This is a genomic window from Mesorhizobium sp. WSM4806 (genome assembly GCF_055811635.1).
Window position 1 is genome coordinate 16,160 of sequence record NZ_JBVVQZ010000030.1, and the last position, 22,550, is coordinate 38,709.

Here is a 22,550-nt window from a genome sequence, read left to right on the forward strand (position 1 = left end):
AACGGCAAATCCGATAGAAAGCGGGACCGCCAAAAGCCAGCCCGCCTCCAAAACGCTATTTTCTTGCCGATCCATAACAGTCTCCTCTTTGACGCCGCCCCTGATTACGAAAGCCATTGGGAGCGGTTCGGTTCCGACGATTTTGCCGAGGACCCGGGGAGATGGCACCACCGGGTGCTCGCGTTCGTCCTCACCATTCGCGTGTTCGGCATCGCATCGCGTCGCGTCAGGTCGACGCTGTTCGAACCGCTCGCGCGGTGATAAGCGGTTGAGCATCTGAGTCCTACTTGAAGGTACCGCAATTGCTCATCGCGTTCGCCATATCTGTAGGTCTCGCACTGGTAACGGTTCTGATGCACTATGAAGTGCTAAATATCGCCGGAACGATGAGGCGTCGTTTTTCACTTCCGATGCGGGTTGATCTGCTGCTCTTGGTCGTCGCAGCAATCATTGCTCACGTGGTGGGGATCTGTCTTTTCGCGCTCGCCTACGCCTGGATGAACCACCATCCAGACCTTGGAGGTCTCGCAGGCTTGTTTTCCGGAAGCGCAGCGGATTTCTTCTATTTCTCGGTTACCTGTTACACGACGATCGGCTTTGGCGAAGTCTATGCCACTGGGCCGATGCGAATCGTTGCTGCCTTGGAGGGTCTCAACGGACTCGTCCTGATCGCTTGGTCAGCATCGTTCGCATACGCATCGACTTCGGATCTGTGGAAGCGGGAGCAAGACTGACGCGCGTTTCAGAGGTCGTGTTCCTTCGTCATAGCTGTTCGCGCCGAAAGGTGCGGCGGGCTTTTTCGTTCGGGCGCCAAGGGAGCTTGTAACCGCTTACCTGAATGTTCCCCATAGGGGCTTATTCAAAATTTCGCCACTGCACCGCTATCAGAACGGCCCGTTGCTATAGCGTGGTAATCGAGGCCATTACCCACTATTGGGGAGGGTAGTTTCGGGACCGGTACGCGCATGCTCCCGAGGGGGAGTCAGTTCAAGAAGCCTTATAAGAGCCAATGGCTTAGCCCATTTTAAATAACGGGTTCCCGGTTAATCCACTGCTGCTGATAAACAGCAGGGAAACAGCGAGCAGCCTGCGGCCCAGACCCTTTTGAACCTTTTGAGTGTTCCCTGTAGGGCGCCCCTAGAAAATTTCGGCCAGCTGATAGGCGATGCCTCTCTGGTGCGGTTTACGGCGCTCTAGGCACCTCAAAGTGGTCCCGTCGCCATCGCGATCCAGCTTGGAAATGTGCGGAACCGTACGAAGCGGATTGCACGCAACCAACGCGGTGGCCGGGCATTAATTTAGCAAAGCATCAAATAGGAAAGTATCGGGAGGAAAACCATGCTGCACCTTAACATGCCTGGCGAATTTGAGGTCGGCGATGAGGTTGCGCTAGCAGGTACCGTCATCTCCATTCTCCCTAGCGGCCGAGCCAGAGTGAGCATTCCATCCTATGACCATCCTTACACGCTAGAGCCGCCACCCAAAGCCCGGGCCGGCGACCGAGTAGTTCTTGTTGGGGACGTCACCCGCATCGATCGCGGAGCAGACAAACTCACCGTGCGGATTGACTGCGGCGGCGTGATTACGGTCGACAGGTCGGCAATCACTCGGCTGAGGAAGCACCGCCGGGCTTCAGCCGGTTGACGCTACGGCGACACAACGGGCTGCGCTCGTCGGCATACGGAACATGCAAGCGTATCGTGCCTCAAGCCAATCTAACTTCGAGGGACCTAGGCCCGCGCTAAAAAGTCCGAACATTTCCCATCCCCTCGCCTTTCGGCAAATCTGGCGGAACGGAGACTAGGCAAATTTTGCGACCCCCAAAAATCGCCTCGGGGTGCCCCGGCGGTGCCCCGAACCATTTCAGGGCAACAGGCCCCCGAGGGGGAGAATGCTAATCAACTGAAATCATTATAGAAATTTTGGTGGAGCCAATCGGAATCGAACCGACGACCTCTTGAATGCCATTCAAGCGCTCTCCCAACTGAGCTATGGCCCCACTCCGGCAGTCAACCGGCGCCGTTGCCGGCGAAGAGATCCGGCGCGGGTTGAGACCGCGCCGTTAGTGCAGGCGGCTTCTAACCCCGCCTTCCGTCAATATCAAGCCTTTAAGAGCCGCTTTTTATCAAGAACCCGCGAAAGTCGGCGGGCGCTGTGCGAGAGGCCGGATCAGACTTCGTCGTCGTCGTCGCCGACGCCGATCATGTCGGCGACATCGTCGTCCTCTTCCTCTTCGTCGGCGAGGAACGTATCGTCGTCGTCGCCGAGGTCCACATCGTCCTCGTCATCGCCGAGATCGGGAAGATCGTCGGGCTTCGCATCCTCGTCCGCCTCTTCGAGCGAGACGACCTCGACGCCCTCTTCCTCCTCGGCGTCGACTTCCTTCTCGGCAACTTCCTCTTCCTCCTCAAGGGCGGCAATCTTGCCTTCCTCGAAATAAGAGCGGGGATAGTTCTTGCCGGTATAGGGCGAGACGATCGGATCCTTGTTCAGATCGTAGAATTTTTGACCCGTCTCGGGGTCGATGCGTTTGGTGCCAAGTTCGGGTTTTGCCACAGCAAGCCTCGTCGATGAAAGTTTGGTCCCCATAACCACAGTTTACGGCGCTGTCAAAGCCTAAAGCCAGCGTCACAAATCCCCGCGTTGAGCGACCTCTTGCAAGGGGATGACCATTTCCGCCCGCCGTGATACGAGACCGCGCAAACCAGAAGAAAAAGGCCGGCCACCGGCGTTTTTCACCCAAGGAAAACCCATGTCGCATACTGCCGCCCCGAAACCGGCCACCGCCCGCAAATCGCCAGCGCTTTCAGGCACAGCACGGGTGCCCGGCGACAAGTCGATCTCGCACCGCTCGTTCATGTTCGGCGGCCTCGCCTCCGGCGAAACCCGCATCACCGGCCTGCTGGAAGGCGAGGACGTGATGCGCACGGGCGCCGCTATGAAGGCAATGGGCGCGCATATAGAGAAGCGCGGCGCTGAATGGGTGATCCGCGGCACCGGCAACGGCGCGCTGCTGCAGCCGGAAGGCCCGCTCGATTTCGGCAACGCCGGCACCGGCTCGCGCCTCACCATGGGCCTGGTCGGCACCTACGACATGGAGACGACCTTCATCGGCGACGCCTCGCTGTCCGGCCGGCCGATGGGCCGCGTGCTCGAGCCGCTGCGCCAGATGGGCGTGCAGGTGCTGAAGGCGACGCCCGGCGACCGCATGCCGATCACGCTGCGCGGCCCCAAACACGCCGCGCCGATCACCTACCGCGTGCCGATGGCCTCGGCCCAGGTGAAGTCGGCGGTGCTGCTCGCCGGGCTGAACACGCCCGGCATCACCACCGTCATCGAGCCGGTGATGACGCGCGACCACACCGAAAAGATGCTGCAGGGATTCGGCGCCAATCTGTCGGTCGAGACCGACGAGCGCGGCGTGCGCCACATCTTCATCGAGGGCCAGGGCAAGCTCACCGGCCAGACAATCGCTGTGCCGGGCGACCCGTCATCGGCCGGATTCCCGCTGGTGGCGGCGCTGATCGTGCCGGGCTCGGACATTACAATCGAAAACGTGCTGATGAACCCGACCCGCACCGGTCTTTTGTTGACGCTACAGGAAATGGGCGCCCGGATCGACGTTCTCGAGCCGCGCAATGAAGGCGGCGAGGATGTCGCCGATCTGCGGGTGCGCTACTCCGAGCTGAAGGGCGTCACCGTGCCGCCCGAACGGGCGCCGACGATGATCGATGAATATCCGGTGCTTGCTGTCGCGGCGAGCTTTGCCGAGGGCGAGACGCTGATGCAGGGACTGGAAGAGCTGCGGGTGAAGGAATCGGACCGGCTGTCGGCGGTCGCCGAAGGGCTGAAGCTCAATGGCGTCGACTGTACCGAGGGCGAAGCCACACTGGCGGTGCGTGGAAAACCCGGCGGCAAGGGGCTTGGCCAACATCCGAACGGAAAGAGCACCATCGTCCAGACCCATCTCGACCACCGCATTGCCATGAGCTTTCTCGTCATGGGACTGGCAACGGAAAAGCCTGTCACCATCGACGACCAGGCGATGATCGCGACCAGCTTTCCGGAGTTCATGGGGCTTATGAAGGGCCTGGGGGCGGAGATCAGCTAAGGTCTGCGAATGTTTTGGACGTTGCTCGTCGGCGGTTTGGTTTTGACGGCATTGGTCGGGCGCGTGGCGGCGCAGTCAGGTTTCGATCTGGGATATTCCGACAGGAAGCCAGGTGCGATTAGCCTGATCGGGTTTCTTTTTTTCCCGTTTTGGATCGTCCTCTTCATCTTGCTGGCGACAACGGCGCATTTTTTTCCAGACGTTAGCGGCGCTCTCATGCCATATGTTTCGAACTTCGTTTTTAAGCTGGCTGCCGGGATCACATTCGTCGCGATCGCCACGTTTCCCATTTCCGTACCGCTTCTGATAGGAATTCCCGTTGGATTCTTGGCCGGATATTGGACCGGACGGCGGTCTTCCGGACTTTGACGTTGAACCCGTATGATTGGTTCTTGATTTAATGACCTTCCTCCGTTTGAAGCGGCGCGTATGAGCTCAATCACTGATAAAGCTGGCTTCACCATCGCCATCGACGGCCCAGCAGGCGCGGGCAAAGGCACCCTTGCCCGCCGACTGGCCGACCATTACCGGCTGAACCTGCTCGACACCGGCCTCACCTATCGCGCGGTGGCCCATGCGCTGCTTCGGCTCGGCCTGCCGCTCGACAATGTCTCGGCCGCCGAGACCGCTGCCCGGCAGGTCGACCTGGCCAAGCTCGACCGGTCGGTACTGACGGCGCATGCGGTCGGCGAAGCGGCTTCGAAAGTGGCTGTCATCCCTTCGGTGCGGCGCATACTGGTCGAAAAGCAGCGCGAATTCGCCAAGGCGCCGCCGGGCGCCGTGCTCGACGGCCGCGACATCGGCACCGTGGTCTGTCCCGACGCCGACATAAAACTCTATGTGACGGCGAGCGCCGAGGTGCGGGCACAACGCAGGCTGGCCGAGATCGAGAGCATCGGTGGCACCGCCGATTTCGACGATATCCTCGCCGATATCCTGCGCCGCGACGAGCGCGACATGGGTCGCGCCGACTCGCCGCTGAAGCCGGCCGCCGACGCGCACTTGCTCGACACGTCGGAAATGGCTATAGAAGCCGCGTTCCTGGCGGCCAAGGCGATCATCGACGACGTTCTGGCCAAGAGAAACAAAGCCTGAGCCGGGTTTCCTGCCGTTGCCGATTGCCGGCGGCGAAAAGATACCCATATCGGGCACGAACCAGCCTGCCAGCATTCTTCATGCGCCGGAATTGCCGCTTAGGCGGCCAAGGGCTTTTTTGAGGCCCGGAACGCCGGCAGGCCAACGCAACGCTAACCCACGGCGCCCGCCCCGCTTGAGATGCGGGGCATTCCAGGAGAAACTATGTCAGTTGCAAATCCCACTCGCGATGATTTCGCGAGCCTGCTCGAAGAATCTTTTTCCGCCGGCCATTCCGGCGAAGGCCAAGTCGTCAAGGGCACGATCACTGCGATCGAAAAGGACATGGCAATCATCGACGTCGGCCTCAAGGTCGAAGGTCGCGTGCCGCTGAAGGAATTCGGCGTCAAGGGCAAGGATTCGACGCTTAAGGTCGGCGACACGGTCGAGGTCTATGTCGAGCGCATCGAGAACGCGCTTGGCGAAGCGATGCTTTCGCGTGAGAAGGCCCGCCGCGAAGAGAGCTGGGTCCGTCTCGAAGAGAAGTTCACCAAGGGCGAGCGCGTCGAAGGCGTCATCTTCAACCAGGTCAAGGGCGGCTTCACCGTCGATCTCGACGGCGCCGTGGCCTTCCTGCCGCGCAGCCAGGTCGACATCCGTCCGATCCGCGACGTCTCGCCGCTGATGCACAATCCGCAGCCTTTCGAGATCCTCAAGATGGATCGCCGCCGCGGCAACATCGTGGTGTCGCGCCGCACCGTGCTCGAGGAGAGCCGCGCCGAACAGCGTTCGGAAATCGTGCAGAACCTCGAAGAGGGCCAGGTGGTCGAAGGCGTCGTCAAGAACATCACCGACTATGGTGCGTTCGTCGACCTCGGCGGCATCGACGGCCTGTTGCATGTCACCGATATGGCATGGCGCCGCGTCAACCATCCGACCGAAATCCTCAACATCGGCCAGACGGTCAAGGTGCAGATCATCCGCATCAACCAGGAAACCCACCGCATCTCGCTCGGCATGAAGCAGCTCGAGAGCGATCCGTGGTCCGAGATCGGAACGAAATTCCCGATCGGCAAGAAGATCAAGGGCACCGTCACCAACATCACCGACTACGGCGCGTTCGTCGAGCTGGAGCCGGGCATCGAGGGTCTCATCCACGTTTCGGAAATGTCGTGGACGAAGAAGAATGTACATCCCGGCAAGATCCTGTCGACGACGCAGGAAGTCGACGTAGTGGTGCTCGAGGTCGATCCGGCCAAGCGCCGCATCTCGCTCGGCCTCAAGCAGACGCTCGAGAACCCGTGGCAGGCTTTCGCCAGCAGCCATCCGGTCGGCAGCCAGGTCGAGGGCGAGGTCAAGAACAAGACCGAGTTCGGCCTGTTCATCGGCCTCGAAGGCGATGTCGACGGCATGGTCCATCTTTCCGACCTCGACTGGACCCGTCCGGGCGAGCAGGTGATCGAGGAGTACAATCGCGGCGACACCGTCAAGGCGCAGGTGCTCGACGTCGACATCGACAAGGAGCGCATCTCGCTCGGCATCAAGCAGCTGGCCAAGGATACGGCCGGCGAGGCGGCGACTTCGGGTGAACTGCGCAAGAACGCGGTCGTCACCTGCGAGGTTACCGGCGTCAAGGATGGCGGCCTGGAAGTGCGGCTGGTCGACAGCGGCATCGAGACCTTCATCAAGCGCTCCGACCTCAGCCGTGACCGCGACGAGCAGCGCCCCGAGCGCTTCACGGTCGGCCAGAAGGTCGATGCCCGCGTCATTGCCTTCGACAAGAAGACCCGCAAGCTGCAGGTCTCGATCAAGGCGCTGGAAATCGCCGAAGAGAAGGAAGCGGTCGCCCAGTACGGCTCGACCGACTCCGGCGCTTCGCTGGGCGACATCCTGGGCGCCGCGCTGAAGAAGCAGGGTAGCTAGGTCCACTAACGCCGCGCCTCGCGCGGCCTGTTAAAAAACCCCGCCGGAGCGATCCGGCGGGGTTTTTGTTTGACCATGGTCAGAGCATCGTAACCCCAAACCTGGCAAACCGGTTTTGGGAAATCCGCGCTCAAACAAAGAGACAGATCAGGCCCTGCCGTAAAGCGGCACCAGTGTGCCGCTCATCGCCAGATTGGCCGGCGAAGCGAGGTAGGTGATCGCTTCCGCCGCCGCTTCGAGGCTGACCCATTTGCCGAAATCGGCGGCCGGCATGTCAGCCCGGTTGGCCGGCGTATCGAGGGTCGAGGGCGCGACCGCATTGACCAGGATGCCCTTGCCCTTGAGTTCTTCCGCTATCGCCACCGTCATTGCCGCGACCGCTGCCTTGCTGGCGGCATAGGCGATCATGCCGGAACCGCGCCGCAGGTCGAGCCCGGCACGCGCCGTGATATTGACGATGCGGCCCGACACGGAAGATTCCAGCATCGAGCGGATCGCCGCGCGGCAGCACAGGAAGGTTGTGCGGGCGTTGGTGTCCATCATTTCGGCAAAAGACGCGGGCTCGATCTTCTCGACCGGCGCGGCGGTGAAGCCGCCGGCCAGATGGATGGATGCCCACAAATCCGTAACGCTGGCGAAGAACGCATCGACCTTGGCGGGGTCGGCGAGATCGACATTGTGCGCCAGCCTGACACGCTCATGTGCCGGGAAGGGAAAATGCGCGGGCGCGGCGGCATGGGCGTTCGGCACATGGCAGATCGCGCCCTGCTCCAGCAGTTTGCCGACAACCGCGCCACCGAGCGCTCCAGTGCCGCCAGTCACCACAACATGCCTGCCGTCCAGTGTATCCGTCATCTACGACCGCTCCTGTCACTCATATGCCGCTGCTCGCCGCCGAAGGTCGCGCCTTTCGCACGATCACTCAACCGAAATCTTGATGACGCAGCGCCGCTTGTGCGCGTCGGAACGTCGGCCATCCGACGCGGATCGCATCCCCAGGCAGACGCTGCCACAGCACTCAATCGATGGTGATCTCGATGACATACGGCAGTCCGGTCGCCCGCGCGCGCTTGAGTGCGTCTGCCAGATGACCGATGCCGGCGAGCCGCTCGGCGGCAATGCCATAGGCCTCGGCCAACTTGCAGAAATCAGGCGGCGCCGGCGAGACGCCGACCGGCTCGACGCCGACATCGAGCATCGAGGTTTCGATTTCGCGATAGCCGAGATTGTTCCAGACGACGAAGATCACCGGCGCCGCAGCGTCGAGCGCGGCGCCCAGTTCCGGCAGCGTGAACTGGAAACCACCGTCGCCGGTGAGACAAACGACCGGCGCATCAGGCACGGCAAGGGCTGCGCCGATCGCCGCCGGCGGACCATAGCCCAGCGCGCCGAAGCCGGTGGCGGCGTTGAACCAGCCGCCCGGACGGTCGTGATCGTAATAGAGGTTGGCGGCATAGACCGGCTGGGTCGAATCGCCGACGATGATCGAGCCCGGCAATGCATCGCGGATCATCTCGACGGCGCGGGTTTGCGCCTGGAGGGCCGGGGCCATTTCGGCAAAGGCTGCTTGCCTTGTCGCAGCGGCGCGAGACTGGCCGTCGCCCGATGGCGGCTGGCCCGTACCAATCTCGACAAGCAGCGCCTCGAGTGCTGCGCCGCAATCGGCATTGATCGAAATCCGGGCGGGCCGGCGGGCAAGCTGGTCGGCGCCGATGTCGATGCGGATCAGATTGGACGGCAGGACAAAGCCACCGTCGCCATATCCGTCGTAGTCGGTCGGGCCGAATTCGGTGCCGGCGGCAATGACCAGATCGGCCTCGGCCATCAATGCACGCACCGCCTTCAGACTGGGGCTGGCCGGCACGCCGAGCGGATGGCGGTGCAGCAGGCCGCGGGCATTGACCGTCTGGACAACCGGCGCTTCCAGCCTTTCGGCAAGGCGCTGTAACGGCGCTTCGGCTCTCTTGGCGCCGCCGCCGGCAAGGACCAGCGGGCGGCGGGCAGCCGCGCAAAGTTTTGCCGCCTCTGCTATCACCGCCGGATTCGGCTCGGGCGGCGCGACATTCGTCAGCAAAGCGGCGATGCCGCCGGCCGGCTTGACCATGATATCGGTCGGGATCTCGATGTGCACCGGGCCCGGACGCGACGACGAAAACAGGGCGAAGGCGCGGGCAAGAACGCCCGGCAGTTCGTCGGCGTCGGTGACACGGTGCGAAAACAGCGCGACCTTTTCCATCATGCCGCGCTGGTCGGGCAGTTCGTGCAGATGGCCAAGGCCCTTGCCCAGTGTCGGCGTGGCGTTGACGCCCGAGATCACCAGCATCGGAACCGAATCGGCACGGGCCTGGCCCATGGCGGTGATGGTGTTGGTCAGCCCCGGTCCGGTGATGACGAAGGCGATGCCGGGCCTGCCGCCGGCGCGCGCATAGCCGTCGGCCATGAACCCGGCGCCCTGTTCATGACGCGGGGTGACGTGGCGAATCTTCGAGCGCGCCAAGCCGCGATAGAGTTCGACCGTATGCACACCCGGAATGCCGAAGACCGTATCGACATCATGGGCTTCGAGCAAAGTGATGAGCGCTTCGCCGACTGTCGTCATTGCCTGAGCACCGGACGTGTGAGGCAGGTCGGTCCGCCCTCGCAGGCGATGCACAGTGCGTCCGCCTCGAAGGTTGAAACCCTGCAGCCGGCTGCCGCCATGGCCGCCGCCGTCTTCGGGAACCCGGCAACGGCGATCACCTCGCGCGGCGCGGTCGGCAGCACATTGAGGCTGAGGCCGTTGGAGGCGAAGAACTCCCCGGCGTCGCCTTCGACCAGGCGAATGCCTCGCGCCCGCAGCATCTGGTAGAAGGCAGCCGGCAAAAGCGGTGCATAGACCAGCGCCAGATCGTCGGCCAGCGGACTGATCACCGACATCAGATGCAGGCAGGCGTCCTCGCCATGCCAGAGCGGCAGGTCGTAGCCATAGACCTGGATACCCCTGGGGGTGAGCAGGTTGGCGAGTTGCTGGATGCCGTCCTGGGTGGTGCGCACGCCGCGGCCGACGGCCAGGGTCCCTGAATCCACCCAGACGCAATCACCGCCCTCGACCTGTCCGGGAGGCTCGATGCGGCCGAGGATAGGTACGCCCATGCGCTTGTAGGCCGCCTCGTGCAGGCCGGGCTCGGCACGGCGCAGCGCCTTGCCCATGGCGAGGATGATGGCGCCGTGGTCGGTCATCAACGAAGGATCATGCGTGAAGACCGAATCGGCGAGCCCGTCATCGGCGTCGGTCAGCCATTCGATCGCGGCGCCGGACGCCAGAACCAGCGTCGTCAGCGCCTCATGCTGGGCGGCGGCCTTTTGCGGATCGAAGCCCGCACCATAGTGCCATTCCGATGCTTTGACGCGGGCCATGGCGCTTGCGGCGGACCGCATCAGCACGCGCTGCAGGGGCCCGGCCATGGACTGCGACCCGTATGCTTTACCCACCAAGTGCTCCTGAACCATCCCATCCAGCCAATAGCCACTCAGCGAGCAGTGATCAATGGTCCAAAAAGCATGGTTGACGGAGGCAAGCGGAACGGTACATCTTGAGAATGAGAAGTCTGTCCAGTGATGGTAATGGGTAAAAAATTCCAGCAGCGACGGGTCCGGCCATTTCGTGAGGCACCGCAAAGGTGATAGCGCAAGGCACCGCCCCCGCCCTGAAGTACACGGCGCAGAACGACGTCGCCGAAGCCATCCATGTCGAGAACCTGCATAAACGATTCGGCGAACTGCATGTGCTGAAAGGCGTTTCGCTGTCGGCGCGCGACGGCGAGATCATCGCCATCATTGGCGGCAGCGGCTCGGGAAAATCGACCCTGCTGCGCTGCATCAATTGCCTGGAGAACCCGACCAGCGGGATCGTTCGCGTCAATGGCGAGGAGATCCGGATGAAGGCCGACAGTCACGGCCACACCGTTCCCGCCGACCGCAAGCAGATCGAGCGCATCCGCTCCAAGCTCGGCATGGTTTTCCAGAATTTCAATCTGTGGAGCCACATGACGCTGATCGAGAACGTCATCGAGGTTCCGGTGCATGTTTTGGGCGTCAAGCGCGATGTGGCCATCGCCGAGGCGGAAAAGCTGCTTGCCCGCGTCGGCCTGGCCGAAAAGCGCGATGTCTATCCGGCCTATCTGTCAGGCGGCCAGCAGCAGCGTGCGGCCATCGCCCGGGCGCTGGCCATCAATCCGCGCGTCATGCTGTTCGACGAGCCGACCTCGGCGCTCGACCCGGAACTGATCGGCGAGGTGCTGAAGGTGATCGGCGACCTGGCACGCGAAGGCCGCACCATGGTGCTGGTCACCCATGAGATGAAGTTCGCCCGCGAGGTCGCGACGCATGTCGTCTACCTCTACAACGGAGTGGTCGAGGAAGAAGGGCCGCCGGAGCAGATCTTCGGCGCACCGAAGTCCGAAAGGCTGAAGCAATTCATCCGCAACATCGGTTAAGCCGAGGCGGACGAAAAACGGGAACAACAACAAACTGGGAGTTTTTGGCATGAAGACCGTTCTGAAAACATTTGCCGCAGCACTTCTGCTCGGCGCCGCGATGAGCATGGCAAAGGCCGAGCCGGTCAAGATCGGCGTCGCTGCCGAACCCTATCCGCCGTTCACCTCGCCGGATGCTTCCGGCAAATGGGTTGGCTGGGAGATCGAATTCATCGACGCGGTCTGCGCCGAGCAGAAACTCGATTGCGTCATCACCCCCGTCGCCTGGGACGGAATCATCCCGGCGCTGACGACCAAGAAGATCGACGTCATCGCCAGTTCCATGTCGATCACCGACGAGCGCAAGAAGACGATCGACTTCTCCGACAAATATTACAACACCCCGACAGCTATCATCGGACCGAAGGAGCAGAAGTTCGGCGCTACCCCGGAAGATCTCAAGGGCAAGATCATCGGCGTGCAAGTTTCGACCGTGCATGCCGACTACGTCAAGAAGCACTTCACCGAAGCCGCGGAAATCAAGGAATATCAGACCCAGGACGAAGCCAATCAGGATCTTGCCGCCGGCCGTGTCGATGCCGTGCAGGCCGATTCCATCGCGCTCGATGCCTTCCTGAAATCGGATCAGGGCAAGCAATGCTGCGATCTGAAGGGCACGGTCGCGCCGGATCTGGCGATCCTCGGGCCCGGCGTCGGCGCGGGTGTCCGCAAGGAGGACACCGAGTTGAAGGAGAAGATCAACGCCGGCATCAAGGCGATCCGCGCCAACGGCAAATATGACGAGATTTCGAAGAAATACTTCGATTTCGACATCTATGGCGCCGACCCACAGTCGAATTGACGGCGTGCATCCCCGAGCGAACAACCACGCGGCGCAGACAGCGCGCCGTGTGGCTTCGTCGAACTCTACCTATGCAAGCTTTCCGCTGACGGCATCGCCGGTGGTTTTGGCGCCAGCAATTCGGGGGCGACGCTGATCGACGCATTTCTTCCGGCCTCTGTGGCCCGCATCATCGAACTGCTTTCGCCGACGCCACCCGGTTGGGGCGGAACGCTTCTGGTCGGACTGCTCCACTCGGTCGAGATCGCTGCCGGTGCGTTCGGTCTCGGCCTCGTCATCGGCATTTGCGGTGCGTATGGCAAGCTCTATGGCGGGCCTGTGGTGCGCGATCTGCTGGCAGTCTATACGACGATCGTCCGCGCCGTGCCGGAGCTAGTGCTGATCCTGCTGCTCTATTATGCCGGCACCGATTTGATCAACCAGTTGCTGACGGCAATGGGATATCAGCGCATCGATATCAGCGGGCTGGTGGCCGGCATTGCCGTGCTCGGCTTCGTCCAGGGCGCATATTCGACCGAGGTGATGCGCGGCGCGATCCTTGCCATCCCGCAGGGACAGATCGAAGCCGCGCGCGCCTATGGCATGTCTCCCGGCCTGCTGCTGCGACGCATCACGCTGCCGGCGATGCTGCCTTTCGCCATACCGGGCCTTGCCAATCTCTGGCTGATCGCCACCAAGGACACCGCCCTGCTGGCGGTCGTCGGCTTCTTCGAACTGACATTGGCGACGCGGCAAGCAGCGGGCGTAACCAAAGCCTATCTTACCTTCTTCCTCGCCGCGGGCGTGATCTATCTTCTGTTGACGCTGGTCTCCAATCTAATCATCGGCCGCATCGAGGTCTGGGCTCGGCGCGGCATGCCCTCGCTCAAGGAGGCGCGTTGATGGCTGTCGAAACGACCATCGTCAACGTAGCCGCCCGCGCGTCGCTGTGGTTGCAGCCGCACCGCATCGTGCTGATTGTGACTGGACTTGCGCTGGTTTTCGCGGCCGCTTTTTTCATGCGCTGGGACTGGCTGCCGCAATATTACGAAATGGCGCTTGTCGGCCTCTGGCGCACGCTCTGGATCCTCGCCGTCACCTGCACACTGGGCTTCTTGCTCGCCGTGCCGCTCGGATTGGCGCAGGCTGCCGGCCCGTTCTGGCTCGCGGCGCCTGCAAAGGCCTTCTGCACCGTCATCAGGGGAACGCCACTGCTGCTGCAGCTCTGGCTGCTCTACTATGGGCTCGGCTCGCTGTTTCCACAGTACCCATGGGTACGCGAGTCCTGGATGTGGCCGTATCTCAGGCAAGCATGGCCCTATGGCGTCCTGGCGCTGACCTTGTCCTTCGCCGGTTACGAGGGGGAAGTCATGCGGGGTGCCTTCGCCGGCGTGCCGAAAGGACAGTTGGAAGCGGCGCGCGCCTTCGGCATGAGCCGCTGGAAGATCCTGCGGCGGATCTGGCTGCCACAAGCCTTCTACCGGGCGCTGCCGACGCTGACCGGCGAAACCGTGCTGCAACTGAAATCGACGCCGCTGGTGGCGACCATCAGCGTGATCGACATATTCGCCGTCTCGTCAAAGGTGCGGCAGAGCACGTTCCTCACCTATGAACCCTTGCTGCTCCTGGCGTTGATCTATATGGCGATCACCGGCATCCTGGTCTTCGCCCTCGGCAAGATCGAGGCGCGGATCCCGAACAAAATTGGTTAGTGAGGAGCGAATAGGAGTAGCGAATAGCGAATAGTTCGCTGATTTCCTCTAATCCCTATTCGCTACTCGCTAGAGCTTCAGGGCAGCTAAAGATGCAACTCAGTCTCGACCAGGCGACAGGGCTGTGCCGGATGGCGGCGCTCGGCGCCGGCGCCAATGAGGAAGCGGCGCAGTCGCTTGCAGCCTCCGTCGTGGCGGCCGAGGCAGAAGGTCTGTCGACGGTCGGACTGTCGCATTTCATCGACTATCTCGAAGCGCTGGAGGCCGGCCGCATCGATGGCAAGGCCGAGCCGGTCATCACCAGGCCGGCTTTGGCGATCTATCTCTCCGACGCGCGCGGCGGTCTGGCGCATACCGGCTTCGACCGCACCATCGACGATCTCGCCAAGGCGGCGCGCCTGTTCGGCGTTGCCATCTTTTCGCAGAAGAACGCCTATACATGCGGCGCGCTCGGCTATTTCACCGGGCGGCTGGCCGCGCAGGGACTGGTGTCCTTCGCCGCGACCAACGGACCGGCCGTGCTTGCCGGCTCGGGCTCGGTCAAGCCGGTCTACTGCACCAACCCGATGTCCTTCGCCGCGCCCGCCGCCGACGGAGCGCCGCTGGTCATCGACCAGTCATCGAGCGCCACTGCCTTCGTCAACATCCGCAAGGCAGCCGAGGACGGCAAGAAAATTCCAGAAGGCTGGGCACTGGATGCGAGCGGCAACCCGACCACCGATCCGGCCGCCGCCATGAAAGGCGCAATGCTTGCCTTCGGCGGCCAACGCGGCGCCAACATCGCGCTGATGGTCGAAGTGCTGGCGGCGGGCCTGTCGGGCGCCAACTGGTCGCTCGATGCGCCATGGTTCAGTGGCGGACCGGACAGTCCTGGAACCGGCCTCTTCGTGCTGGCCGTCGAGCCCAAGCTGCTCGATCCGAATTTCGAGAAGCGCATGAAAGATCAACTCGACCGGTTGCGCCGCCGCTACGGCGTGCATGTCCCCGGCCGTGCCCGGGCCGAAGCGGCGGAGAAGGCAGCGGCACGGGGTATAACGGCTCCGAAAGCCGTGGTGCAGCGCATCTCCGAATTCGCCGCCCGGTATTCTTCCTGAAGACGGTCACATCTTTCGGATCGTCGACAGCGGGCGTACTTGCCGTTACGCCCAGGCTGCCTCGTCGAACCACGTTTCGGAAACAGCCGGAAACCCTCGCGTCGGCTGGGTTTATCCGGGCTCTCCGCATCTGACCCGTAACATGCATTTCCCGGTCAACTTTTGTTCATTTGACTTTGGCTGGGGTGGCGGCTGTTTGCGCGGAGCAGCAAAAGAGGAACCCCAATGGCCGCAAGCACCCACAATCCCAGCACCAATCTTTTCGTTCCGGCCCTTGGCAGCCTCTATGCGGCGCTGAACACCACCTCTGAAACCATCCTGCGCGCCGTGGCCGGCATCTTCCTCTCCATCCATGGCTCTGGCAAGATCATCGACCCGCTCGGCGCCGCCGAGATGGTCGAAGGCCTCGGCTTCTATCCTGGCGCGTTCTGGTCGGTGCTGCTGGCCTGCACCGAGTTCTTCGGCGGCATCTTCATCGCCATCGGTCTCTTGACCCGCCCGGCCGCCTTCGCCGGAATGTTCGTGCTCCTGGTCACCGTCTGGTTCCACTGGGTCACCCTGGGCGAGGGCTTTTCGGGTGCCGAAAAATCGCTGCTGTGGGCGGCGATACTGTTCTTCTTCGTCATCCGCGGCGGCAACCGCCAATCGGTCGACGCGCGCATCGGCAGGGCGTTCTGAACCAGCGACACCGCGGCAAACGGCGACAAAGGATCGCCCTTTGCCTTCGGCGCGAAACGGATTATGAACGGCTTCAGCCAAGCCCAGTAGATCTGGAAAGCGCGCCGGAGCCAGCCATGACCGAAATCCTGCAGACCCCAAAGCTCGTTGTCGTGTTCGGCGGCTCCGGCTTTGTCGGCCGCCATGTGGTGCGGGCGCTGGCCCGGCGTGGCTATCGCATCAGGGTCGCCTGCCGCCGGCCCGATCTCGCCGGCCATCTGCAACCGCTCGGCAATGTCGGCCAGATCCAGCCGGTGCAGGCCAATATTCGCGTGCGCTGGTCGGTCGACCGCGCCGTGCAGGGCGCCGACCATGTCGTCAATTTGGTAGCCATCCTGCATGAGAGCGGCCGGCAGAAGTTCACGCCCGTCCACGAGTTCGGCGCCCACGCGATCGCCGAAGCGGCGCGCGCCGTCGACGCCGGGCTCACCCATATCTCGGCGCTGGGCGCCGATCTGAACGCGCAATCCGAGTATGCGCGCACCAAGGCGCTCGGTGAAAAAGCGGTCCTGGAGACGATCGAGGATGCGGTCATCTTGCGGCCCTCGATCAATTTCGGCCCCGAGGACAGCTTCTTCAACCGCTTCGCCAGCATGGCGCGCTATTCGCCGGTCCTGCCTCTGATCGGCGGCGGGCGGACCAAATTCCAGCCGGTCTATGTCGGCGATGTCGCCGAAGCGGTGGCGCGCTCGGTCGACGGCAAAGTCCAGGGTGGCCGGATCTACGAGCTAGGCGGACCTCAGGTGCTCACCTTCAAGCAATGCATGCAGGAAATGCTTGCCATGATCGACCGCAAGCGGTTGCTGGTGTCGGTGCCGTGGTGGGTGGCGAACATGCAGGCATCGATCCTTGGGCTTTTGCCCAATCCGCTGCTGACCAAGGATCAGGTCCTGCAGTTGCGCGGGGACAACATCGTCTCGGAAGCGGCCATCAGGGAAAACCGGACGCTCGCCGGTCTCGATATCCAGCCACAGTCGATCGGCAGCATCCTGCCGAGCTATCTCTGGCGCTACCGGCCCGCCGGCCAGTTCCAGCGCAAGACGGCGGAATAGCCAATCAGGCGGCTCGCTAAAGCGCGTCGCGTTTGACCGGCCTCATGCGACGCGCTTTAGGTTGTTGTCTCATGCATGTCGTTTTCGCAAAACCGCTGCACACCCTCGGTTCAAGCCCGAGGGCATGCTTTTGCGCGACATGCATTAAAGCCGCCGCGTGACCTGCATCGGCAAGCCGCCCTGTGGTTGCGTCGTCAGTTTCTGCACCGGCCACGGTTTGGTCTCGGCGGTGGTATCGAAGCGGAAGCGCGACAGCATGATCGCCAGAGCGATGATCGCCTCCTGCATGGCAAAGCTGGCGCCGATGCAGACGCGAGGACCGGCGCCGAACGGTAAATACTGAAAACGGTCGATCTTCTCGCGATTTCCCGGATGGAAACGTTCGGGCATGAAGGCGTCGGGCCTGTCCCACAACTTGCGATGGCGGTGGACGACCCAGGGCATGACCAGCACCGCGGCACGCCTCGGTATGTAGAGGCCGTTCCAGGTTTCGGGCTCGATCGGCTCGCGGTTGATCGACGGCGCCGGCGGATAGAGCCTGAGCGCCTCGTCGAAGGCGGCGCGGGTGAACGGCATGGCGTCGAGCCACTTTGTCGGGTCGGGCTCGCGCGCCAGCACGGCGTCGATCTCGCGCTCGACCTTTTCGCGCTCCCAAGGTGCTTCGGCCAGGCAATAGAGCGTCCAGCCGAGCGCACGCGCGGTGGTCTCGTGACCGGCGCCGATGAAGGTGATGATGTTGTCCTCGACCTCGGCGCGCGTCAGCCCGTCCGGTCCCTCCGCCTTGAGCAAAAGCGTGAGGAAATCCTGCGGCACCTTGTCCGGATCGTGCTTGACCCGCTCTTCGCGCATCTTGACGGTGTCGGTGACGATCTTGCGGAAGTAGGCCATGGTTTTGCGGCCGCGGATGCGGGTCAGGCGCGGCAGCCAGTCTGGCGCCCGCAACAGGTCGAGCGGATCGACGCGGCCCATGGTTTCGAACAGCCGGTCGATCTCCTTGGCGAAGCTGCCCGGCTCACCCGATATCTCACCGGAAAACAGTGTCTCGGCCAGGATGTCAAAGGTAAGCAGCGTCATGTCGTGGGCGATGTCCGACGTGCCGCCGCCCTCGTAGCGGGTGACGAACTCCCGCGTACGCCTCAGCATCGGCTCGGCAAAACCGAAGATGTGGCGCGGCGTGAACACCGGCGCCATCGCCTTGCGTGAACGCCGCCAGACCTCACCCTCGGCGGTCAGCAGGCCGTCGCGCAGGATCGGCCGCAGGATCATCTGGCGCACCGTCGCCATCTTGTAGTTTTTGGCATTGTCGACCAGCACGTGGCGAATGAGGCCGGGATCGTTGGCGATGACCAGCGGCCCGCCGATGCCGGTCACCGAAATCCAAGGCTGGTTGTAGGTCGGCTCGCCCCACAGTTCGAGCGGATTGCGATAGACGATGCGGATCATCTCCAGCGTCGAAGGCGGCGACGTGCGCGGCTTCGGCGCCGGTGGGACAAAGGGGGCGGGCTGACTGTCCATGGCGTGCTCCGCTGGTGAACTCAATGTAGTGGCTGGCAAGCCAAGCGTCCATGTTGCTGAACGGCAAGGGCGAAGGGCCCGCTCTCCGGAAATGTCACCAGGGCGCACAGGAGAGTAGATGATCGTCGGGAACAGGTCGGCCCGCTCTTGTGCGGCCGCTCTGTTCCCAAAACCGGTTCCACTTTTTGGGTCCGATGCCGTGGCCCGCCAGGCGTGCTCTTCTTCCATTCGGAAATGCTTGCAAACCTTGGAAAAACCGCCTTTTGCACCTATATCTGGGCCATCAAGGACGCGCGATTCGGAGCCGATTTTTTGCGCTGGATGTGCGGCATCAATCAGACAGGTTTTCATGAGCGATCAGATCGACAACGCCAGCGGCGCTGAGGCCGAGTACGGCGCCGATTCCATCAAGGTTTTGAAGGGCTTGGACGCCGTCCGCAAGCGGCCCGGCATGTATATCGGCGATACCGACGACGGCTCGGGCCTGCATCACATGGTCTATGAGGTCGTCGACAACGCTATCGACGAGGCGCTGGCCGGCCATGCCGACCTCGTCACGGTGACGCTCAATCCCGACGGTTCGGTGACGGTCATCGACAATGGCCGCGGCATTCCGACCGATATCCACACCGGCGAAGGCATTTCGGCGGCCGAAGTGATCATGACGCAGCTGCATGCCGGCGGCAAGTTCGACCAGAACTCCTACAAGGTGTCCGGTGGCCTCCACGGCGTCGGCGTCTCGGTCGTCAACGCGCTGTCGGCCTGGCTGAAGCTGAAAATCCGCCGCAACGGCCAGATCTACGAGATGAGCTTCTCGCATGGCAATGCCGACGGACCGCTGAGGGTCACCGGCAGCTATGAGCAGCGCAAGGTTGCCGGCACCTATGAGGGGCGCAGCGGCAGCGAGATCACCTTCTTTCCGTCGACCGAGACCTTCACCATGGTCGAGTTCGACTTCGGCACGCTGGAGCACCGGCTGCGCGAACTCGCCTTCCTGAATTCTGGCGTGCGCATCATTTTGACCGATGCCCGCCATGCCGACGTCGTGCGCCATGAGCTGCACTATGATGGCGGGCTCGAGGAGTTCGTCAGATATCTCGACCGCGTCAAGAAGCCGCTGATCGACAAGCCGATTGCGATCAAGGCCGAGCGCGACGGTATCACCGTCGAAGTCGCCATGTGGTGGAACGACAGCTACCACGAGAACGTGCTGGCCTTCACCAACAACATTCCGCAGCGCGACGGCGGCACGCATCTTGCCGGTTTCCGCGGCGCGCTGACGCGCCAGATTACCGGCTATGGCGAATCCACGGGCCTCACCAAAAAGGAGAAGGTGGCGCTGATCGGCGACGATTGCCGCGAAGGACTGACGGCCGTGCTGTCGGTCAAGGTTCCCGACCCGAAATTCTCCTCGCAGACCAAGGACAAGCTGGTCTCGTCCGAAGTCCGCCCGGTGGTGGAAGGGCTCGTCAACGAGGCGCTCGGCACCTGGCTCGAAGAGCACCCGACCGAGGGCAAGGTGGTCATCGAGAAGGTCATCCAGGCGGCAGCGGCGCGCGAAGCCGCGCGCAAGGCGCGCGACATCACCCGCAAGAGCTCGCTCGGCGTCACTTCGCTGCCCGGCAAACTGGCCGACTGCCAGGAACGCGACCCGGCGAAGTCCGAAATCTTCATCGTCGAGGGCGACAGCGCCGGCGGCTCGGCCAAGGGCGGCCGTTCGCGCCAGAACCAGGCCATTCTTCCGCTGCGCGGCAAGATCCTCAACGTCGAGCGGGCCCGCTTCGACCGTATGCTCGGCTCCGACATGATCGGCACGCTGATCACCGCGCTCGGCACCTCGATCGGCAAGGACGAGTTCAACGCAGACAAATTGCGCTACCACAAGATCATCCTGATGACCGACGCCGACGTCGACGGCGCCCACATCCGCACCTTGCTGCTGACCTTCTTCTTCCGGCAGATGCCGGAGCTGATCGAGCGCGGGCATCTCTACATCGCCCAGCCGCCGCTCTACAAAGTGACGCGCGGCAAGAGCTCGCAATACATCAAGGACGAAAGCGCCTTCGAGGAATTCCTGATCGGCTCAGGGCTGGAAGAGGCGTCGCTTGCGCTCAGCACCGGCGAGGTGCGGGCCGGGCAGGACCTGCGCAGCGCCATCGACGATGCGCTGGCGGTGCGCCAGCTCATCAACGGGCTGCACACCCGCTATAACAGAGGCGTGGTCGAGCAGGCGGCGATCGCCGGCGCGCTCAATCCGGATGTCTTCGTCGATCTCGGCCGGGCCAACGCGATGGCCGAGCGTGTCGCCCGGCGCCTCGACATCATCGCCGAGGACACCGAACGCGGCTGGACCGGCCGCATGTCGACCTCAAACGAAGGGGTCGGCGGTTATGTGTTCGAGCGCACGGTGCGCAGCGTCAAGGAGTTCGCGCATCTCGATCTCGCGCTGATCAATTCGGCCGACGCCCGCCAACTCGACCGCTATGCGCCGCGCCTCGCAGAAGTCTACGGCGAGCCGCCGGTGCTGCGCCGCAAGGATGTATCGGAAACTATCTCGGGACCGCTGGCGCTGCTCAATGCCGTGTTTGCCACCGGCCGCAAGGGCCTGACCATGCAGCGCTACAAGGGCCTTGGCGAAATGAACGCCGAGCAGCTCTGGGAGACCACGCTCGACCCGAATGTGCGCTCGCTGCTGCAGGTCAAGGTCAATGACGCAACGGACGCCGACTCCCTGTTTTCGCGGCTGATGGGCGACGAAGTCGAGCCCAGGCGCGAGTTCATCCAGGAAAACGCGCTGTCGGTCGCCAACCTGGACATTTAAAGCCCAAGCAGCTGCTCAGCTTCGGACACTTGAGGCATTGGTAGGCCCAGGCCCACCAACGATCCCTGCTGCGTCGCAACAAAAGGATCATGAGGGCCGGTCGGAACGGAAGAGCATCCAAGGCATTGTAATCGATCACAATCGCCGCAGGAGGCACTCATGGGACGTGGCATTTTGCTCTGGCTTCTCGGAGTCCCGATTCCGATCATTATTCTCATCATGCTTTTCGCACGTTAGGGGGCTGACATGCAGTCAACCTTAACAGCTGTCGACGCTTCCGCACCGACGGAATCCTCTTCTACCGCTGTCAGCTGGGGGCCAATCGTGGCCGGCGCCTTTGCTGCCTCGACGCTAACATTGATCCTGATGCTGCTCGGCTCCGGGCTCGGGCTGACGATGGTTTCGCCGTGGTCCGGCTTGAGCACCTCAGTCACAACTTTCGCGGCCTCCACGGCTGCGTGGCTGATCATCGTGCAGTGGCTGTCGTCGGCCGTAGGCGGTTATCTTGCCGGGCGCCTACGCACCAAATGGGTCGGCGTCCACACCGATGAGGTCTTTTTCCGCGATACCGCACACGGCTTCCTCGCCTGGGCGCTTGCAACGTTGCTCGTCGCCGGTGTGCTCGGCTCGGCGCTCTCCGCAGCTGTCGGAACCGGCGTCCACGCCGCTTCGACAGTCGCGTCGGGCGCGGCAATGGGCGCTTCGGCAGGTGCTACTGCAAACGCCGGAGACGCCGCGACCGACACCGCAACGTCGTACTTCGTCGATGCGTTGTTCCGCCCGGCCGATGCGGCCAGGCTTGCGGCCGCCAACCCGGAGAGCGATGCGGCGGCGACGGCGCAGGCCTCGCGCATTTTGATCGCGAGCGCAGCAGCAGGCGAAGTGTCAGCCGACGACAAGACCTATCTGTCGCAGTTGGTAGCCGCCCGCACCGGGCTGTCGGAACCCGATGCCAGGGCCCGTGTCGATGCCGTGCTTGCCAGAGTCGAAGAGGCGAAGGTCCAGGCCCAGCAGGCTGCCGATACCGCCAGGAAAGCCGGTGCCACCTTCGCGCTGCTTGGCGCGCTGTCCCTGGTCGTCGGCGCTTTCATCGCAAGCGCCGCGGCAGCACTTGGAGGCAGGCAGCGCGACGATGAGGAGGCGGTCTTCCTGACCAACCGTTGATCGGTGCTTGAGGGGTTCCATCGACGCCGAGACTTTCCCCGGCATCGGCCGGTTGTTTTGACGACGTCATCG

General features: G+C 62.9%; 20 protein-coding genes and 1 tRNA gene. 15 read left to right on the top strand and 6 right to left on the bottom strand.

The genetic code is table 11. The annotated features are described in order from the left end of the window. The first annotated feature begins 63 nt into the window (after positions 1-63). Both AC0L2M_RS32045 and AC0L2M_RS32050 read left to right on the top strand, forming a co-directional pair. Positions 64-261 (top strand): hypothetical protein, encoded by a 198-nt coding sequence (locus AC0L2M_RS32045; RefSeq protein ID WP_128244499.1) that lies wholly within the window; start codon positions 64-66, stop codon positions 259-261. Between the two features lie 26 nt (positions 262-287). Continuing rightward, complete coding sequence (locus AC0L2M_RS32050) at positions 288-734, top strand: potassium channel family protein (RefSeq protein ID WP_236473766.1); 447 nt, start codon at positions 288-290, stop codon at positions 732-734. 1,189 nt (positions 735-1,923) lie between these two features. On the opposite strand, the gene AC0L2M_RS32055 is transcribed toward AC0L2M_RS32050, so the two are convergent. Together AC0L2M_RS32055 and AC0L2M_RS32060 are read right to left on the bottom strand one after the other, a co-directional pair. Then, positions 1,924-1,999, bottom strand: a tRNA-Ala gene (locus tag AC0L2M_RS32055). Positions 2,000-2,169: 170 nt separating this feature from the next. Then, positions 2,170-2,556: a TIGR02300 family protein gene (locus AC0L2M_RS32060; protein WP_027151510.1), complete on the bottom strand. Its 387-nt coding sequence runs from the start codon at positions 2,554-2,556 to the stop codon at positions 2,170-2,172. Between the two features lie 196 nt (positions 2,557-2,752). On the opposite strand from AC0L2M_RS32060, the gene aroA reads away from it, so the two are divergent. The 4 genes from aroA (at position 2,753) to rpsA (ending at position 7,108) form a co-directional block, all read left to right on the top strand. Then, positions 2,753-4,111 (top strand): 3-phosphoshikimate 1-carboxyvinyltransferase, encoded by a 1,359-nt coding sequence (gene aroA / locus AC0L2M_RS32065; RefSeq protein ID WP_473536946.1) that lies wholly within the window; start codon positions 2,753-2,755, stop codon positions 4,109-4,111. Between the two features lie 9 nt (positions 4,112-4,120). Next, positions 4,121-4,480, top strand: a complete 360-nt coding sequence (locus AC0L2M_RS32070) for a hypothetical protein (protein ID WP_473507784.1) — start codon at positions 4,121-4,123, stop codon at positions 4,478-4,480. 60 nt (positions 4,481-4,540) lie between these two features. Continuing rightward, a complete protein-coding gene (gene cmk, locus AC0L2M_RS32075) occupies positions 4,541-5,206 on the top strand; it encodes a (d)CMP kinase (protein ID WP_473536947.1) in 666 nt (221 codons plus the stop codon). A gap of 204 nt (positions 5,207-5,410) precedes the next feature. Beyond that, complete coding sequence (rpsA, locus tag AC0L2M_RS32080) at positions 5,411-7,108, top strand: 30S ribosomal protein S1 (RefSeq protein WP_473536948.1); 1,698 nt, start codon at positions 5,411-5,413, stop codon at positions 7,106-7,108. Between the two features lie 147 nt (positions 7,109-7,255). Here the strand turns inward: rpsA and AC0L2M_RS32085 are convergent, their stop codons facing one another. The 3 genes from AC0L2M_RS32085 to AC0L2M_RS32095 form a co-directional block, all read right to left on the bottom strand. Continuing rightward, positions 7,256-7,963, bottom strand: a complete 708-nt coding sequence (locus AC0L2M_RS32085) for an SDR family NAD(P)-dependent oxidoreductase (RefSeq protein ID WP_473536949.1) — start codon at positions 7,961-7,963, stop codon at positions 7,256-7,258. Positions 7,964-8,126: 163 nt separating this feature from the next. After that, positions 8,127-9,707 carry a 5-guanidino-2-oxopentanoate decarboxylase gene (locus AC0L2M_RS32090; RefSeq protein ID WP_473536951.1) on the bottom strand — a complete coding sequence of 527 codons (1,581 nt, stop codon included), beginning with the start codon at positions 9,705-9,707 and terminating at the stop codon, positions 8,127-8,129. Beyond that, complete coding sequence (locus tag AC0L2M_RS32095) at positions 9,704-10,552, bottom strand: dimethylarginine dimethylaminohydrolase family protein (RefSeq protein ID WP_473536970.1); 849 nt, start codon at positions 10,550-10,552, stop codon at positions 9,704-9,706. The genes AC0L2M_RS32090 and AC0L2M_RS32095 overlap by 4 nt, the downstream gene beginning before the upstream one ends. Positions 10,553-10,770: 218 nt before the next feature. Between AC0L2M_RS32095 and AC0L2M_RS32100 the strand changes: the two genes are divergently transcribed. From AC0L2M_RS32100 to AC0L2M_RS32130, 7 genes are all read left to right on the top strand, one after another. Continuing rightward, positions 10,771-11,583, top strand: a complete 813-nt coding sequence (locus AC0L2M_RS32100; protein WP_473536972.1) for an ABC transporter ATP-binding protein — start codon at positions 10,771-10,773, stop codon at positions 11,581-11,583. 49 nt (positions 11,584-11,632) lie between these two features. Next, positions 11,633-12,424, top strand: coding sequence for a transporter substrate-binding domain-containing protein (locus AC0L2M_RS32105; RefSeq protein WP_473536952.1), 792 nt, complete (start codon positions 11,633-11,635; stop codon positions 12,422-12,424). 159 nt (positions 12,425-12,583) lie between these two features. Next, a complete protein-coding gene (locus AC0L2M_RS32110) occupies positions 12,584-13,306 on the top strand; it encodes an ABC transporter permease (protein WP_208602491.1) in 723 nt (240 codons plus the stop codon). Further along, a complete protein-coding gene (locus AC0L2M_RS32115) occupies positions 13,306-14,115 on the top strand; it encodes an ABC transporter permease (protein WP_023796783.1) in 810 nt (269 codons plus the stop codon). Before AC0L2M_RS32110 ends, AC0L2M_RS32115 begins: the two co-directional genes overlap by 1 nt. A 92-nt stretch (positions 14,116-14,207) precedes the next feature. Further along, on the top strand, positions 14,208-15,209 hold the full coding sequence (locus AC0L2M_RS32120) for an Ldh family oxidoreductase (RefSeq protein WP_473523242.1): 1,002 nt from the start codon (positions 14,208-14,210) through the stop codon (positions 15,207-15,209). Between the two features lie 225 nt (positions 15,210-15,434). Continuing rightward, a complete protein-coding gene (locus AC0L2M_RS32125; protein ID WP_473536953.1) occupies positions 15,435-15,887 on the top strand; it encodes a DoxX family protein in 453 nt (150 codons plus the stop codon). Positions 15,888-16,003: 116 nt separating this feature from the next. After that, positions 16,004-16,978: a complex I NDUFA9 subunit family protein gene (locus AC0L2M_RS32130; protein WP_473536955.1), complete on the top strand. Its 975-nt coding sequence runs from the start codon at positions 16,004-16,006 to the stop codon at positions 16,976-16,978. A gap of 144 nt (positions 16,979-17,122) precedes the next feature. Here AC0L2M_RS32130 and AC0L2M_RS32135 read toward each other — a convergent pair whose 3' ends face one another. Next, the gene (locus AC0L2M_RS32135; protein ID WP_128172918.1) at positions 17,123-18,493 is read right to left on the bottom strand and encodes a cytochrome P450; all 1,371 of its coding nucleotides are present in this window, start codon (positions 18,491-18,493) and stop codon (positions 17,123-17,125) included. A gap of 349 nt (positions 18,494-18,842) precedes the next feature. On the opposite strand from AC0L2M_RS32135, the gene gyrB reads away from it, so the two are divergent. Beyond that, on the top strand, positions 18,843-21,314 hold the full coding sequence (gene gyrB / locus AC0L2M_RS32140) for a DNA topoisomerase (ATP-hydrolyzing) subunit B (protein WP_128172916.1): 2,472 nt from the start codon (positions 18,843-18,845) through the stop codon (positions 21,312-21,314). 246 nt (positions 21,315-21,560) lie between these two features. Continuing rightward, positions 21,561-22,478, top strand: a complete 918-nt coding sequence (locus AC0L2M_RS32145) for a hypothetical protein (RefSeq protein WP_473536956.1) — start codon at positions 21,561-21,563, stop codon at positions 22,476-22,478. The last annotated feature ends 72 nt before the right edge of the window (positions 22,479-22,550 follow it).

What these genes read in the sequence shown, in the direction of transcription:
- aroA (WP_473536946.1), top strand. Translation starts at nt 2,753, where the DNA reads ATGTCGCATACTGCCGCCCCGAAACCGGCCACCGCCCGCAAATCGCCA.
- AC0L2M_RS32070 (WP_473507784.1), top strand. Translation starts at nt 4,121, where the DNA reads ATGTTTTGGACGTTGCTCGTCGGCGGTTTGGTTTTGACGGCATTGGTC.
- cmk (WP_473536947.1), top strand. Translation starts at nt 4,541, where the DNA reads ATGAGCTCAATCACTGATAAAGCTGGCTTCACCATCGCCATCGACGGC.
- rpsA (WP_473536948.1), top strand. Translation starts at nt 5,411, where the DNA reads ATGTCAGTTGCAAATCCCACTCGCGATGATTTCGCGAGCCTGCTCGAA.
- AC0L2M_RS32085 (WP_473536949.1), bottom strand. Translation starts at nt 7,963, where the DNA reads ATGACGGATACACTGGACGGCAGGCATGTTGTGGTGACTGGCGGCACT.
- AC0L2M_RS32090 (WP_473536951.1), bottom strand. Translation starts at nt 9,707, where the DNA reads ATGACGACAGTCGGCGAAGCGCTCATCACTTTGCTCGAAGCCCATGAT.
- AC0L2M_RS32095 (WP_473536970.1), bottom strand. Translation starts at nt 10,552, where the DNA reads ATGGCCGGGCCCCTGCAGCGCGTGCTGATGCGGTCCGCCGCAAGCGCC.
- AC0L2M_RS32105 (WP_473536952.1), top strand. Translation starts at nt 11,633, where the DNA reads ATGAAGACCGTTCTGAAAACATTTGCCGCAGCACTTCTGCTCGGCGCC.
- AC0L2M_RS32115 (WP_023796783.1), top strand. Translation starts at nt 13,306, where the DNA reads ATGGCTGTCGAAACGACCATCGTCAACGTAGCCGCCCGCGCGTCGCTG.
- AC0L2M_RS32120 (WP_473523242.1), top strand. Translation starts at nt 14,208, where the DNA reads ATGCAACTCAGTCTCGACCAGGCGACAGGGCTGTGCCGGATGGCGGCG.
- AC0L2M_RS32125 (WP_473536953.1), top strand. Translation starts at nt 15,435, where the DNA reads ATGGCCGCAAGCACCCACAATCCCAGCACCAATCTTTTCGTTCCGGCC.
- AC0L2M_RS32130 (WP_473536955.1), top strand. Translation starts at nt 16,004, where the DNA reads ATGACCGAAATCCTGCAGACCCCAAAGCTCGTTGTCGTGTTCGGCGGC.
- AC0L2M_RS32135 (WP_128172918.1), bottom strand. Translation starts at nt 18,493, where the DNA reads ATGGACAGTCAGCCCGCCCCCTTTGTCCCACCGGCGCCGAAGCCGCGC.
- gyrB (WP_128172916.1), top strand. Translation starts at nt 18,843, where the DNA reads ATGAGCGATCAGATCGACAACGCCAGCGGCGCTGAGGCCGAGTACGGC.
- AC0L2M_RS32145 (WP_473536956.1), top strand. Translation starts at nt 21,561, where the DNA reads ATGCAGTCAACCTTAACAGCTGTCGACGCTTCCGCACCGACGGAATCC.